Consider the following 14182-nt stretch of genomic DNA (forward strand, 5'->3'; position numbering starts at 1 on the left):
CGAGGGGCAGTGCCATGACCGACCGTAATCACATGCTGGAACGTGCTATCGCTCTTGACGGCGATCCCGATGCAATCCGTGAGTTTTACTCAGACTGGGGCAAGACTTACGACACCGACCTTCTCGAGGCCTTCGGTTATGTTGGACCGGCAGTCGCGGCAGAAGCGCTGACGAAGCGGGTCGGCGACACCGCGCTTGTCCTGGATGCAGGATCAGGAACCGGCCTGGTCGGCATTGAATTGTTCAAGCGAAAGAACGATCTGACCATCGACGGCATCGATCTCACGCCGGAAATGCTAACGCATTCACGCAAAAAAGGGGTCTATCGCAAGCTCAACATCGCCGACATGTGCGGACCACTTCACGAGATCAATGATGACATCTATGACGGGACAGTCAGCGCAGGTGTCTTCACCAATGGCCATGTCGGACCACAGGGGCTGGATGAGCTGATCCGCGTCACCAAATCCGGCGGCCCGGTTGTGATCACAGTCCGCGACAGCGCATGGGAAGCCGACGGCTTCAAAGACTACATCGGCGACCTGGAAGCGGACGAAAAGGTGAAGGTGCTGGAAATCACTCTCAGCCCCTATCACACAAAGGAAGGCGTTACCTGCCAACTGGTGGTTCTGGAAGTGGTTTGAAGCGTCAAAACGCGAACAGCTTGTTGAGCGCAGTCAAGGCATCCGCGCAATGACGTGGGCGAATGACCCCATGACGCTTCCCTGACGCAAGCCCATATCGGGAAGCGGCGTACCCTCGGCATCATGCGCCCTAAACAAGCGTTCTCTGCCCCCCTCACGGACAATAGTAGCGTAGTGGAACTCATGCGCGGAAAGAGCTCCCTTCCACGGAAACCCGCTTTGCGATTTAAGAGTCCGGTAGCCAAGCTGGCGCTTGCGCGCTTCAAAGCTTGTCTCCAGCGGCAGAAGCCCCAGCATATTATGTCGCTTGCCCTGCGCATCTACCAGCACCTCGCCAAGGGTCATGTAGCCACCGCATTCGCCGTAAATCAACGCGCCTTTGTCAACGGAAGAATAGATCCCGGCTCTAAACGCAGTTGCTGCCGCAAGTCGTTCTGCATGAAGTTCCGGGTAGCCGCCCGGTAAAAATACCGCATCGGCGTGGGGATCCGGCGCATTGTCCGACAAGGGCGAAAAAAAACTCAATTCCGCGCCTTTTTGACGCCAATCATCAAGCGTGTGGGGATAGGAAAAAGCAAATGCGTTATCGCTGGCAACCGCGATCCTTTGACCCAGCGGTGCAAGGCCGGTTTCCATCACTGGATCCGGGGCCTTCAAAGGTCGCCCCAGAGACAATAGCGCAGGCAAATCCATGTGCTCCAGGCAGAGCTCAGCGGCACTGTTCAAATACGCTTCAAGATCTGGATGTTCACCAGCCTGCACCAGACCAAGATGACGTTCTGGCAATTGAAGCCCCGGCAAGCGCGGCAACGCTCCTACTACTGGAATACCAAGCGGGGCGAGGGCTGTGCGCAGCATTGCCTCATGGCGCGCGCTCCCTACGCGGTTCAAAACTATACCGGCGACGGAAACGTCGGTGCGAAACGCTCCAAATCCCGAGACCAGCGCGGCGACCGATTGTGCTTGTCTGGAACAGTCAACAACCAAAACCACGGGAACTTGTAGACAAGCTGCAAGATCTGCCGCTGATCCGCGCCCATTCGCAGCCCCATCGAAAAGTCCCATGGCACCTTCGATAAGGAGCAGTTCGCTGGCCGCGGCATGCTGGTTTGCAAGCCTGCGGATGGCCTGAGAGCTCATCGCCCAGGCATCGAGATTGATACACGGAGCCCCCGTCGCGGCCGCATGAAATCTTGGGTCAATGTAGTCAGGGCCGGACTTGGCTGACACTACCGCATGGCCCTTGGCTTTCGATGCCCTGAGCAGAGAAAGAGTGAGCGTGGTCTTGCCCGCACCGGATGAAGGGGCGGCGATCAACAAACCATTCGGCACCTTGGTCATGCGCTGGAGGCTGCTGTTCCGGATATCAACGCGCGGCCAAGTGGGTCGGGCTCAAGAGCGCGGCCCGACATTGCTCCCAACCAATCAAGCCCAGCGCGCAAGCGCACAACTTCGCCGACACAGACGATGGCAGGTGGTTCAATGCCGGCAGCCGCCGCATCGGCGGCACATTGGCCAAGTGTCGTCTCGAGAACCCGTTGCCCGGCTAAAGAGGCGTCACACACAATACCCACAGGTTCATCCACAGACCGTCCACCGGTTATGAGTTTGCCGGCGATTGTCTCCAAATGCTTCATGGCCATGTACATTACAATGACCGGGGATCCCTTCGCTATTCCGTCCCAATTGACCGCATCCGGGGTCAATCCGGTTTGGTCGTGACCTGTCAGAAACGTAACAGCCTGGTTGGTATCGCGGTGGGTTGCTGGAATGCCAGCATAGGCAAGACCGCCGATGCCTGCGGTAATCCCAGGAATTATTCGGAAAGGCACCCCTGCCCCGACCAATCCAAGGGCCTCCTCTCCGCCACGTCCGAACACGAACGGGTCTCCCCCCTTGAGCCGCAGTACCCGCTTTCCAGCTTTTGCGTAGTCAATGAGTTTCAGCGTTATGTCGCGTTGTTTGGGACTCGGTTTTCCACCGCGTTTGCCCGCGTAATCCACAAGTGCGCCGGGCTTGACCCAATCGAGGATGCTCTTGTCGACCAAAGCATCGAACACAACCACATCCGCCTGACGCAATCCATTCAGTGTGTGGAGTGTCAGGAGACCCGGATCCCCCGGGCCCGCGCCTGCAAGCCAGACCGAACCCGGCTCGAATTCGGGCAGGTTTCCAAAGAGTTCGGTTTGGTTGGGTTCGACGATCATTCCCTCTTTTACCCTTCCTGCGCAATCAGGCCAAGCAGGACTGCGGTCTAATTGTGTGCGGGTGCGACATGCGCCTGTTTGCGCAGGTGCGTGCTTCCAAAAACGGGGTATAAGACCCGCCATGACCGGTGATGCGAAAAATGAGCTGCGACGCGGATGGACGACGGGAGCCTGTGCGACTGCCGCGGCAAAGGCTGGCTTATCGGCTCTTTTGACCGGACGGTTTCCAGACCCTGTGGAAATAACTTTGCCCAAAGGGGCGCAGGTGGAGTTCGTTCTTTGCCGCCACGCTTTGTTTGATCAGCATGCGAGTGTCACGATCGTCAAAGATGCCGGAGACGACCCCGATGTAACCCATGGCGCTGAAATCACCTCAACTGTGAGAATTTCAGAAGAAGCAGAGCACGGGGTTCTTTTTAAAGCCGGCAAAGGCGTTGGCACTGTAACACGCTCGGGATTGCCCATCCCGCCCGGCGAGCCTGCGATCAATCCCGTTCCTCGAAAAATGATGGAGGTGGCGGTCGAGGAAGTTCGCAAAAAACACCCTTTTTCGGGTTCTGTGGAAATCGAGGTTGCTATTGAGGGCGGAGAAGAACTGGCACTCAAAACCCTTAATCCCAGACTGGGCATTGTGGGCGGACTCTCGGTGCTTGGAACCACCGGAATTGTCCGGCCGTTTTCCTGCGCAGCGTGGATCGCATCTATCCATCGGGGCATTGATGTTGCCCGCGCCACCGGCTTGGAACATGTCGTTGGTGCAACAGGCTCTACATCGGAAGATGCAGTTCGGGCACGCTATGGCTTTGACGATGCAGCATTTCTTGATATGGGCGACTTTGCCGGAGGCATGCTCAAATACCTGCGAGCGCATCCGGTCCCAAAGCTCACAATGGCCGGAGGCTTCGCGAAATTTACAAAGCTCGCACAGGGTGCCCTAGACTTGCACTCGGCCCGCAGTCAGGTGGAATTCGAGTTTTTAGCGAGTCTCTTATCTGAGTACGGAGCTGATCGTGGTTTGATTGACCGGGCAAGAACCGCCAACACAGCAAAGGAAGTGTTAGATATGGCAACTGAGGCCGACTTCGACATAAGTGGCCCGCTTGCCATCAAATCCAAGCAGGCTGTGCGTAAAATCCTGCGAAGTGCTCCGATTGCACTTGAAGTGCTTATCGTCGACCGGGCGGGCACTGTGACGGGCGAGGCCGGTTTTGACGTCTAGTTCAGGTCATATTTTAATTCTCGCAGGCACATTCGAAGCGAGGCGTGTTGCATCAAGCCTATCGAACGCCATGCCTGATACACGCCTCACCGTGAGCTTTTCGGGCGCTGTGCGAGACCTTCCCGAACTCGCAGTTCCCACGCGTGTTGGCGGTTTTGGCGGTGTTGCAGGGCTCGGCGACTACATCAACCGCGCAGGTATTTCGCTTATCATTGATGCAACGCATCCTTTCGCGTTCCAAATGAGCTGCAATGCGGCGGCCGCTGCTGAGATGACGGGATGCGAAATCATTCGGCTCGAGCGGGCGCCCTGGGAACCGGAGGCCGGAGACCGTTGGCGGAGTGCCGCCAATTTTGAAGATGCAAAAGCAGCCCTGGACACCGAAGCGCGCGCATTTTTTGCCGTCGGCCGCAAGGAAATCGGACGTTTCACAGATCGAACCGATCTGTTCGGTCTTGTCCGAATGATCGAACCGCCGAAACACGCTCTGCCAGATCATTGGAAGCTGGTACTATCACGCCCTTCGCAACAGGTCGAAGAAGAAATGGAGCTTTTTGCGAAGTATCGAATTGACACGCTCGTGTCGAAAAATAGCGGCGGAACAAGAGCCTACGCAAAAATTGCCGCGGCGCGCAACCTGAAGCTACCCGTGATTATGATTGAACGCCCCCGGCTGCCAACAACGAAAACCGCGGAATCGGTGGCGGAGATATTACGAATTGCCGGGCATTTGGCAAATCACTAGTGCGATCTAGCGAGCCCTCTTCAGGCGCAAAATGAGCGTCAAAAAGCGTGGAATACCGATCAAATACCTTCGCGAGAGCCGTTTCGGCTCTTGGAGCAGGCGGAACAACCATTCCAGCCCCCACCTACGCATCCAGAGCGGAGCACGCTCGACCTTGCCCGAAACGAAGTCGAACAACGCTCCAACCCCGATTGTAACTGTAGCATTTATCGAGTGTCGGTTATCGTGAATGAAAACTTCTTGCCGGGGGTTTCCCATGGCAACCAAAAGCAGATCCGGCGCCGCTTCTGAGATCTCTTCGCAAATACGCGGCACCTCTGAAGCGCTGAAAAATCCATTTTGCACGCCAACGATCTGGTGTTTTGGACAATCCTCGGCGATCCGCATAGCTGCGCCGGTTACGCTGGATTGCTCTGCACCCAGCAAGAAAACCCGCAAAGGTGCGTCGATCCGATCCAAGAGGTAGGGCACAAAATCCGTCCCATTGAGATTGTCCGGGAACCAGATCCCTTCAAGGCTTCTGCTGGCCAAATTCACCCCCATACCGTCGTTAAACAGCACCATAGAGTTCAAGACCGATGCATATTTCGGATCATCCAATGCCAGCAAAACCGTGTGAGCATTGCAGATCGCGATATCTGTCTGCGTCCTGTTACAAACTCTGTCATAGACAAAGGCAATGGCTTCTTCGCGCTTGAGACGCTGTATCACAAGCGGCCCTAGAGCTATAGAATTCGGTTCGGATGCATCTGTGAAGCGCGTCATTTGGGGCGGCATCCAGAGTTGTGAATTGAAACGTTCGTCGAGGCATTCAAGACCATGGCGAGCCTGCTTGTCATACCCTGGGACAAATGCCCAGTACAAACGCCCTCGCAAGGCCCTAAGCGTTGACCGAGGGTTAAAATACCCAATATGCAATAGCGTGTTAGCATCCTATTAATCATGTTTCGCCATGTTTTCGTGGGCAAGACGCGCATGCTGGGACCTGCCCGGCTGACATCACGCAGCAGGCGGCGGATCACATCTGGTGTAGGGGCTCTTGGCTGATCTCAATGGATTGGGCTCCCGCAAACCGAGAGCCTGCAAGGCAAGCAAGAATGATTGACGTCGCAGACATTCCCGCCATTTTGCGGCGCCACATACTGCTACTGTTCGTCACACCACTGCTTTTTATGGTGCTGGCGTTCTTATATCTGTCGCTCAAGACGCCGGAATATCGCGCCAGCTCAGAGCTTTTGGTGGAGCCTGCAGGTTTTCAGGTCCTGCCGAGCGAGCAGTCCGGCTCATTCGGTCAGCAGGCTCAGCAAGCCCTCGATATCGACAGCCAGCTTTATGTCCTCACCTCCGCTTCGGTCCTGAACGACGTTGCCAACAAACTGGATCTGGACAACGATTCCGCGTTACACCGACCGGGCCTTTTGGCTCGACTGATGGGACGGACGGGTGCTTCACCCGGATCAGATGCCGAAAGGCGAGCGGAAACCATAACAGCCTTGCGCGAACACCTGGTGGTCATAAGGCTCGACCGGTCATCGGTGTTTCGGATTCAAGCTCGGCACCCCAATCCGATGATGGCGGCAGCCATCGCCAACGAGGTTGCCAACTCCTATCTGACCGAGACACGGGACAGCAGAAACAGCTCGCTGATCCGGGCAAGTGAGTCCCTTGCCAAACAGGCAGCTGAACTCCGCAAGAGGGTCGAGCAGGCCGAAGCCGCTGTGGAAACCTACAAATCCAACGAAGGTTTGATCAGCACAGGCACAGCGGGCCCTGTCGTCGATCAGCAGATCCAGTCGCTGAACACACAACTCACACAGGCCCGGGTCACTCTCGAACAAGCTCGAACAGCCTTTGAACTTGTCGAGCCGCTCCGGCCATCGGATGTCGAAGCAGGTGTTTTGCCACAAAATGAAACGGCTAACTCGGTGCTCAGCTCACTGCGTGTTCAATATGCGCAAATCGCTCAGCAAGAGGCGGAAGCGGCAACGACCCTCGGAACGAGTCATCCGCGCCTAAGAGAATTGCGGTCTCAGCTACAAAACACGCGCCGCCAGATTGCGGACGAACTTCAACGCATCAAGCAGTCGCTCAAGAACCAGTTCGATCAAGCGCGGGGAACGTTGGCAGCTTTAGAGACGCGCTTGACCTTTCTGCAAAACGAAAACTCCTTGCAGGGCAAAGCCCGTATCGAGTTACGGCAGCTGGAAAGCGAAGCAGAGGCAAGCCGTGCCGTTTATGAGACCTTCTTGCGGCGAACACGCGAGCTGGAGGAGCAGCCGGAAATCGAAACAGATGGCTCCCGGGTTCTGTCGGAAGCGCAAATCCCAACAAGGCCTTCTGGACCTCGCAAACTTTTCGTTCTGATCGCTGCCGGAGCGTTCGGTTTTATAGCTGCAGCTGGCAGTGTCGTTGGACTCGCCATCCTCAACGGAAACATCACCTCAGAACGCGATCTGGTGACACGGACGGGCGTTCCAATTCTGACCCACATCCCGTCGCCAAACCGAGGTGCTGCGCTTCCCTTTGCAGCAAGGCTGCCTCGGTTGTCTGGCTCTCATCGGAATGCAGAGCTGGAAACGAACCTTGCAATAACCCGGATTGCATATGCTTTGAGACAGGCATTCGCCGAGAAGCGTCCGACAACGGTTTTGGTACTCTCGCTCTCAGATGGCTTGAATCCAGCGGCAATTTCTAAGCAAGTTGCCATCGAGCTTCATGACATGGGCGAAACGGTTCTTTTCGCACGAGCCGAAGCCCCAGCAACTTGGCCGGAGCGCCACGAGGCGAGTTCCCCCTTAGGCAAACGCAATGCATCTGCCGTTGCGTTGTTGCGGCAAGCCGCACAAACCATGAAGCTGGGAATGGATTCCGAAACTAAAACGCAGGGCAAAGCGAACGGGCTGTCCCGCTACGTGTCTGTTGAACAAATCGGCGCCGGACGGAAATACGGGGCTTATGCATCGCTCTCGGAAGCCGTCGAAGACTTTTTGATTGTGGATGCCGGTTCGGCGGAAAGCAGCCCGATCCTGCCGGTTTTGCTGCGGCACTGCGATGGTATCGTCCTGGTCAGCAGACTGTCAGATACCCGTTGTGAGGACCTTGATAGAACGCTTGCTTATCTGGAGCCTTGGCAAGACCGTGTGATTGGCAATGTTGTCCTCGAAGCCGCTTAACCGATTCCAGACACGGGAAGAGCTGTCTACCGCAATACGCGACCGAGAGTCACGCCGATACCACCTGTGGCGTACCGCGATCTTCGCTATCATTATCGGCAGTTTGACGTTCAATTTTTTTCTGGCTTTCGCCAACACAAATCTGTTCGGCATCACCGACAGTTACGTTATTTTAGTCGAGCTCATTCTGATCGCCAGCACCTTGGCTCTCGCGCTCGACCGCAAGGCCGCGCCCCTAACCATCCTTGCTGTGTTTTTGGGCTATATGGTTTTCATTCTCGCGATGCGGTCGGAGCTGGATCTTAAAGCGGTCCGGGATATCTTGATCCCCTTGGCTTTCTATTTCGCAGGCAAGAAGCTTCGCCGTATTGAAGACGCCGATCAGATCGTCTTCATCAGCGCCTACATCGTTGTTGGGGTGGGGCTGTTTGAGTTCCTGTTCCTCGATACCTTCACAAGATTCGTGAACATCTTCGACTACTACGTTGCGCGCGGCACACTGAACCCTGATGACGCACTCATTGAGGGATCAAATCTGTTCATCAGCGCAACACGCTTCGAGGGAAGAAATTTCTTTCCTTTTTTAGGCAATACGCGCGCCTCTTCCGTGTTTCTCGAACCGGTAACCATGGGCAATTTCGGGGCGTTTTTATGTCTGTGGGCTCTGTTCCGTCACGGCATGAAAAACCGGTTCTTGCTTTTTGTCCTGGCCTTTATGGTGATCCTCCTCGGCGACGCCCGATTTGGTATGTATGTCTGCGTCGCATTCTTTCTTGTCATGCCATTTTATCGGTTGGTGCCGCGGATCATCTGGTGGTTTACACCGTTCACACTCATCCTCGCTTTGGCCATATACGGCACAGCGACGGATCAATTGACATGGGAGGACAATTTCGCAGGGCGATTTTATCTATCTTCGCAACTGCTGCTGGAACTCGACACGGAAATGCTGTTCGGCATATCACCGGAGCAAGTGTTTTTGGAAGACAGCGGATATGCAGCGACCCTTGCTCAAATCGGACTTGTCGGCGTACTCGCTCTTTGGACACTATTTGTTTTTGCGCCTGCCGGGCGTCCGGAGGGACACAAGTTCAAAGTGCTCGCGATTGTTTTCATCTCCTTGATGATGATCGTGTCGAACTCGTTTTATTCCATTAAGCTGGCGGCCCTGTTTTGGTTTTGCGCAGGCGCCGCCGATGGCTGGCGCCACGATCCCGCGCCCCGATTCAGGGCAGGTTGAGAGCCTCTCGATACAGGTGATCATAGTGTTTGACTGTTTCTGCCCAACCGTGCTGCTGCGCTGACGCGATCGCGCGCTCCCTGGATTCGGCCGGGTCTGCTGACAAGTCTCGCCATAGCTCCTCGATCGAGGTCGCGGCTGATGCAGCATTGCTAAAATCAGTGAGCTGGACCGTAGGGTGCTGGGCAGAAAGCGACTGGAAAGCCGTATTCGGATGGACAACCGCTGTGAGACCGGCACTCAACGCCTCAATGAGCGAAAGACCAAATCCCTCATATTCCGAGGCGCTGACGAACATGCTGCATTCGGCAAGCTCTTTTGCAATTTCCGCCTCAGACAAGCCAATTTTTAACGAAACAGAGTCTTCCAATCCGCGATAGGCGATCAATGCCTGAACATCCGCCGCACTCAAATCTGACGGTACACCCGCGATCAGAAGGCGCCAATTGGGATCCATTTCGATCAATGCTTTCACAGTATCCAGAAGCCGGTCCAAACGTTTGTTGGCCGAAAACCGGCCAATGGCCACAAGCCTCTTCTTGGCCTTCTTGCTTGCTGCGCCGCGGAATTTGTCCAGATCGACACCATTTTCAATCAGACGGACTCTATCCGGAGCGATAGCCTTGAACTGCGCAAGGTCACTATTGCTGCAACACGCCAAGCCTCGAAACCCATTCGCGGTGACCCGTGTCATCGTATTGAACCAGATTTTTTTCAAAAAGCTGTTCTTTTGCGTGTGAAAAAAACCACCATGAGTTGTCGCCACCAGTGGTTTGCCATGCAGCCATTTCGTTAGCGGCAAAAAGTCGAAGAAAAAATCAACCGCGTGAACGTGAACCAGATCGGCTTGCTTTATAAAACCCAAAACCGAAGGAGCGATTGGATACCGCGGCGAACCGTGGAATGGGATCCTGTAAACTTTAGTACCTTCAAAAACCTGTTCTTGCGCCAAAACGACGTCCAGATCGGTGAACAGGCGGTCCAAGGTCACCACTTCAACAGAATTAAACCGCTCGTTTTGGAGGCGCACCAAGTTTTTGACAACATCTTCAAGTCCGCCAATACGCGGGAGGTACTGCCGGACCACATGAACAATCTTGATTGCCTCAAACCCCGAGGCATCCTCTGAGCCGTTCATTCAGAAAACCCGTCAGGCCGAACCACAGGGTCACCCAATCGGGAGGCTAAGGCCCGAAAAACACCGTTCACGCCGCAGGTGATATGGGCTTGTCCATCAACTGTGTTTTCCGCGTCCTGGCGCGGCAGCAAGAACGGATATCCAGCATGTTCAGGAAAAAGAGCGCCCGGTTCTGTTGTGACAGCCGTTTCGAACCCCAGTTTCTTGCAGATCTCAGCTTCCCGCGTTCCGGCAATCGATGGCGCGCCGTAAGGAAAAGCGAAGTGCGGGACTTCCCGATCCAGCTTGCTTTCCAAATACCGTTTGTTTGCGTCAATATCCTCTTCGGCATCGGCCTCAGAAAGCAAGGCAAGCGCTCGATGGGTGGTTGTATGCGCACCGATTTCAATGAGCGGATGCCGGTCCGCCGCCATCATCTCATCTTCCGTCAGGACGGTTCTTTCCACTTCATCGGCGACTGATACCTTATAAGCTTCAAAAATCCGCGCCAAGTGTTCAACCCGCCGGAAATCTTCCCAAACCCATGCAACCATCCGTCTCAACGCGGCGATTTTTGATGGTAGATCCACACATTCAAAAGCCAAACCCATCGGGTCGAATTCAATTCGATCATTGTCGCGCGCCAGTACCCGCAAACCAAGCCACCAAGCATTGATATCCCGCGTCATCATCTGTGTCGGCACATAAATTGTTGCCGGCGCGTTGTATTTTTCCATGACCGGCAAAGCCAGTTCGATGTTTGAACGGTAGCCATCGTCATAGGTCAAAACAACGAAACGGTTGGGATTGCCCGATGAAATGCGCCTGATGGCTTCGCCGAGCGTCACAAAGTCCCACCCGGATTGGCTCAGATTTCGCAGCGCAGCCTCTAAATCTGAAACACGGCAACCTTGATCAAGGAGGTTATCCGGAGACGTCACAAACTCGTGGAACATCAAAATAATACCATTGCCGCCAAATCTATGGCCGATTGCGGAGGCCAAACCAGATTTGGCGAGGAGTTTAAGCCCTGCGTTTTTGGCTTGACGTCGCAGTACTTCTACACGGCTGATTTTGGGTAAGACTGGGGTCAACACTGAAGTCATTAAGGAACATCGGATTGTAGAATTCGCACGTCAGTCTAACCTAATTTTCTATCTAAATGCTTTCATGGAATTTGCTTGTTTGTATCGGTCAATTCGCTGCTAAAACGGATTTGAAAGCATTTGCCTCAATTATCCCGCTGACACGTCAATGCCGAGCCTGTTTAATGCGTATTCTACTGCCTTGTGCTGCATTTCCACCGTTCGCGGATGGCGGCGGGCCCATTTCTTCCCTTATGATAGCTCAAATCCTTCGGAAAGAAGGTCATGACTTGCGTGTTGTGAATATAAGCGGGGAGGACAGACATGAGGAATATCACGGACTGAATGTTCACCGGCTGCCATCTCAAAACATCTATTGGAACTACAGGGAGCCCCACCCGGCCTGGCAAAAAATAGTCTGGCACGCCCTTGAAAACGGTAATCCGCGTGCATTTACAACAATGCGAAATGAAATTCGCGACTTTCAGCCAGATATAGTCCTATCGTTAAGCATCGAGAACATCAATGTTGCAACTTGGGCAGCTGCAAAGTCTTTGAGCGTTCCCGTGGCGCACACAGTCTTCAGCGCATTCATGATGTGCTGGAATGGGGTAATGCAACGCAATGGACAGACATGCACCCGGCAGTGTGCGGACTGCAAACTGACCTCGATCGGGCGACGCTTTTTCTCACGATACGTAGATGGCTTGATAGGCGAATCCGAAGACACCATCGCCAGACATTTGGGCGAGGGATATTTTCCAAACGCACGTCCGCGCCGAATTCCAGCGGCAATTGACAAAGTGCACGCGCACGTTCCTCGCCCTTATCCCAATGGCCGGCCCCTACGCATCGGTTTTCTGGGCGTCCACACGCACTTTAAGGGGGTTGGAACTCTTGGCGAAGCCGCAAACATGATGGGTAGCGCATTAGACATCGAATTTGTGATAGCTGGAGAAGGAAACGATGCCTTTGCCCGATCGCTGCCTGGTTTGTTTCCAGCACATCGAACAAACTTTGTCGGTTGGGTGAAACCAAACACCTTCCTGTCCGAAATAGATCTGCTGGTCTACCCGAGCCTCGGCAGAGAAGCATTTGGCCGTGCCTCCATAGAAGCATTTTCGCACGCGGTCCCAGTCATATCGACCGACATCGGGGGGGTGGCCGAGAATATCAAGCAGGGCGTCAACGGGTTCCACTTCGAGGCAGGAAACGCATTGTCCCTCAAAGCAGCCATCGAGCAGGCAGTCAGTGACCCAAAAGTCTACGAGCATCTCTCGGAAGGCGCACTTGCGTCGGCTTGGCACTACACTCCAGCAGCTGTCGGCCGCCAATTCAGCGAGTTTTTGTCAGAACTTGCCGCTCCGACACGAACGCCCTCCCTACATCAAGGGACGGGAGCCCAGATGCCATGAAAGCATTCCTCAACGCATATCGCGACCGAATTGCAGGGATCAGTATCTCTTTGGGGAGCCGCCTCGGCAGCACCGTTCTGAGCTTCCTCGTACTATATGTCGCAAGTCATGTGCTCTCTACGGAAGAGTATGGCCTCTACATCTTTCTCTTTTCGGTTGGCAACGCACTCGGCCTGATTCTCGTTTTCGGCCAACATATTTTGTTGGTCAAACACTATCGGCTCGCAGGGCATCAACGCGGTGTCACGAACCAGGCACTCCTGCGGATGAATGCCAAACTGCTTGGAACCGGGTGCCTGCTTTTGTGTACCGCGGCCGCGATAACATTCGTTTTCTCGAACACGCTGCCGATGCCATATGACCATCTACCAATAGCATTTGTTTTTGCAGCGATCTTCCTACTGAGCGAGTATTTTCAGAACTACTTCAGGATCCATGGACAGATTGCGCTGTCGCTGCTGCCCCGGGAAAACATTTGGCGCATCCTGAGTGCACTGACAATTGGAGGGCTCGGGTACTACGGGTTTCTAACCAGCGGCGCTGTTGCCACAGAACTTGTTACCATTTTGCTAGGACTTTTGACCGGATACCAAGCATACCGTTTTTTTGCTGCCGAGGGTGGATCCTTTCTGAAGCCCGGAGGGCAGCTGCAGGATCGGAAGGAACGCAAAGAGTGGTCTCGAGAAACATTCTTTTTCACTCTCAATAACTTTTTCAATGCCGCAGCCGGCTTTCTCGAAACGATCCTGATCGGCATTTTCTTGAGCCTCGAACTGGCTGCTTTTTATTTTGTAGCCTATCGCATATCGATGCTGTTGACCCTTCCAGTTCTTGCAATAGACACCGTCGGCGTTCCGCTGATTGCGGCCCGATTTCAAGAAAAAGACAAGCCGGGGGCCCAGCGCCTGGTGGCTTACTTGTCTGCCGGCAGTTTCGGCTGTGCCTTAATCGGCGGGGCCTTTCTTTACGTTGCTGGAAATTTCATCCTTGCACAATTCGATCCGACGTTTCCAAAGTACTTTGATGTGCTCATGATCCTAGGCGTTGGGGCGATTGCTCACGCGTTTTTCGGGCCCGGTACTTGGCTGACAATGATTGGCGGCGGCGAAAAGTACCTTTTGTATTCGCGGAGTTTGGTTTTCGTATCCTATATTGGATTGCTCGCATTGCTATCCTGGAAGTTTGGTCTCGCAGGCGTTGCGTTTGCAAGTATCTACAAGCTTGTCATGGTGCACATGGTTTCGCGCCACTGGGCGATCAAACACTGGAGCGTAGACAACATGGCGACGTCAATCATACCTGTAGTGCTGAGCAAGAAGTCTGGATGACATAAAAAC

12 protein-coding genes are annotated in these 14182 nt (G+C 54.4%); 7 read left to right on the forward strand and 5 right to left on the reverse strand.

The features are described 5' to 3' along the window. The first annotated feature begins 14 nt into the window (after positions 1-14). The gene (locus JM93_RS11195; RefSeq protein ID WP_145343377.1) at positions 15-644 is read left to right on the forward strand and encodes a class I SAM-dependent DNA methyltransferase; all 630 of its coding nucleotides are present in this window, start codon (positions 15-17) and stop codon (positions 642-644) included. Between the two features lie 33 nt (positions 645-677). On the opposite strand, the gene JM93_RS11200 is transcribed toward JM93_RS11195, so the two are convergent. After that, a complete protein-coding gene (locus JM93_RS11200; protein WP_145343379.1) occupies positions 678-1985 on the reverse strand; it encodes a cobyrinic acid a,c-diamide synthase CobB in 1308 nt (435 codons plus the stop codon). Continuing rightward, positions 1982-2851 (reverse strand): uroporphyrinogen-III C-methyltransferase, encoded by an 870-nt coding sequence (gene cobA / locus JM93_RS11205; RefSeq protein WP_145343381.1) that lies wholly within the window; start codon positions 2849-2851, stop codon positions 1982-1984. The genes JM93_RS11200 and cobA overlap by 4 nt, the downstream gene beginning before the upstream one ends. Positions 2852-2972: 121 nt before the next feature. Between cobA and JM93_RS11210 the strand changes: the two genes are divergently transcribed. After that, positions 2973-4070, forward strand: a complete 1098-nt coding sequence (locus JM93_RS11210; RefSeq protein WP_145343383.1) for a cobalt-precorrin-5B (C(1))-methyltransferase — start codon at positions 2973-2975, stop codon at positions 4068-4070. Then, a complete protein-coding gene (locus tag JM93_RS11215) occupies positions 4060-4815 on the forward strand; it encodes a cobalt-precorrin-6A reductase (RefSeq protein WP_145343385.1) in 756 nt (251 codons plus the stop codon). The genes JM93_RS11210 and JM93_RS11215 overlap by 11 nt, the downstream gene beginning before the upstream one ends. Before the next feature lie 6 nt (positions 4816-4821). Here the strand turns inward: JM93_RS11215 and JM93_RS11220 are convergent, their stop codons facing one another. Beyond that, positions 4822-5580 carry a WecB/TagA/CpsF family glycosyltransferase gene (locus tag JM93_RS11220; RefSeq protein WP_208995117.1) on the reverse strand — a complete coding sequence of 253 codons (759 nt, stop codon included), beginning with the start codon at positions 5578-5580 and terminating at the stop codon, positions 4822-4824. 332 nt (positions 5581-5912) lie between these two features. On the opposite strand from JM93_RS11220, the gene JM93_RS11225 reads away from it, so the two are divergent. Then, a complete protein-coding gene (locus JM93_RS11225; RefSeq protein ID WP_145343387.1) occupies positions 5913-7988 on the forward strand; it encodes an exopolysaccharide transport family protein in 2076 nt (691 codons plus the stop codon). Further along, the gene (locus JM93_RS11230; RefSeq protein ID WP_145343389.1) at positions 7960-9228 is read left to right on the forward strand and encodes a UDP-phosphate alpha N-acetylglucosaminyltransferase; all 1269 of its coding nucleotides are present in this window, start codon (positions 7960-7962) and stop codon (positions 9226-9228) included. The genes JM93_RS11225 and JM93_RS11230 overlap by 29 nt, the downstream gene beginning before the upstream one ends. Here JM93_RS11230 and JM93_RS11235 read toward each other — a convergent pair. Further along, positions 9215-10366: a glycosyltransferase family 4 protein gene (locus tag JM93_RS11235; protein WP_145343391.1), complete on the reverse strand. Its 1152-nt coding sequence runs from the start codon at positions 10364-10366 to the stop codon at positions 9215-9217. The genes JM93_RS11230 and JM93_RS11235 overlap by 14 nt on opposite strands. Next, positions 10363-11301, reverse strand: coding sequence for a polysaccharide deacetylase family protein (locus JM93_RS11240; RefSeq protein ID WP_208995119.1), 939 nt, complete (start codon positions 11299-11301; stop codon positions 10363-10365). The genes JM93_RS11235 and JM93_RS11240 overlap by 4 nt, the downstream gene beginning before the upstream one ends. A 314-nt stretch (positions 11302-11615) precedes the next feature. Between JM93_RS11240 and JM93_RS11245 the strand changes: the two genes are divergently transcribed. Beyond that, positions 11616-12845: a glycosyltransferase gene (locus tag JM93_RS11245; RefSeq protein WP_145343395.1), complete on the forward strand. Its 1230-nt coding sequence runs from the start codon at positions 11616-11618 to the stop codon at positions 12843-12845. Next, positions 12842-14173 (forward strand): lipopolysaccharide biosynthesis protein, encoded by a 1332-nt coding sequence (locus tag JM93_RS11250; protein ID WP_145343397.1) that lies wholly within the window; start codon positions 12842-12844, stop codon positions 14171-14173. The genes JM93_RS11245 and JM93_RS11250 overlap by 4 nt, the downstream gene beginning before the upstream one ends. The last annotated feature ends 9 nt before the right edge of the window (positions 14174-14182 follow it).

The sequence above is a fragment of the Roseibium hamelinense genome, from assembly GCF_007830545.1.
Lineage (GTDB): Bacteria > Pseudomonadota > Alphaproteobacteria > Rhizobiales > Stappiaceae > Roseibium > Roseibium hamelinense.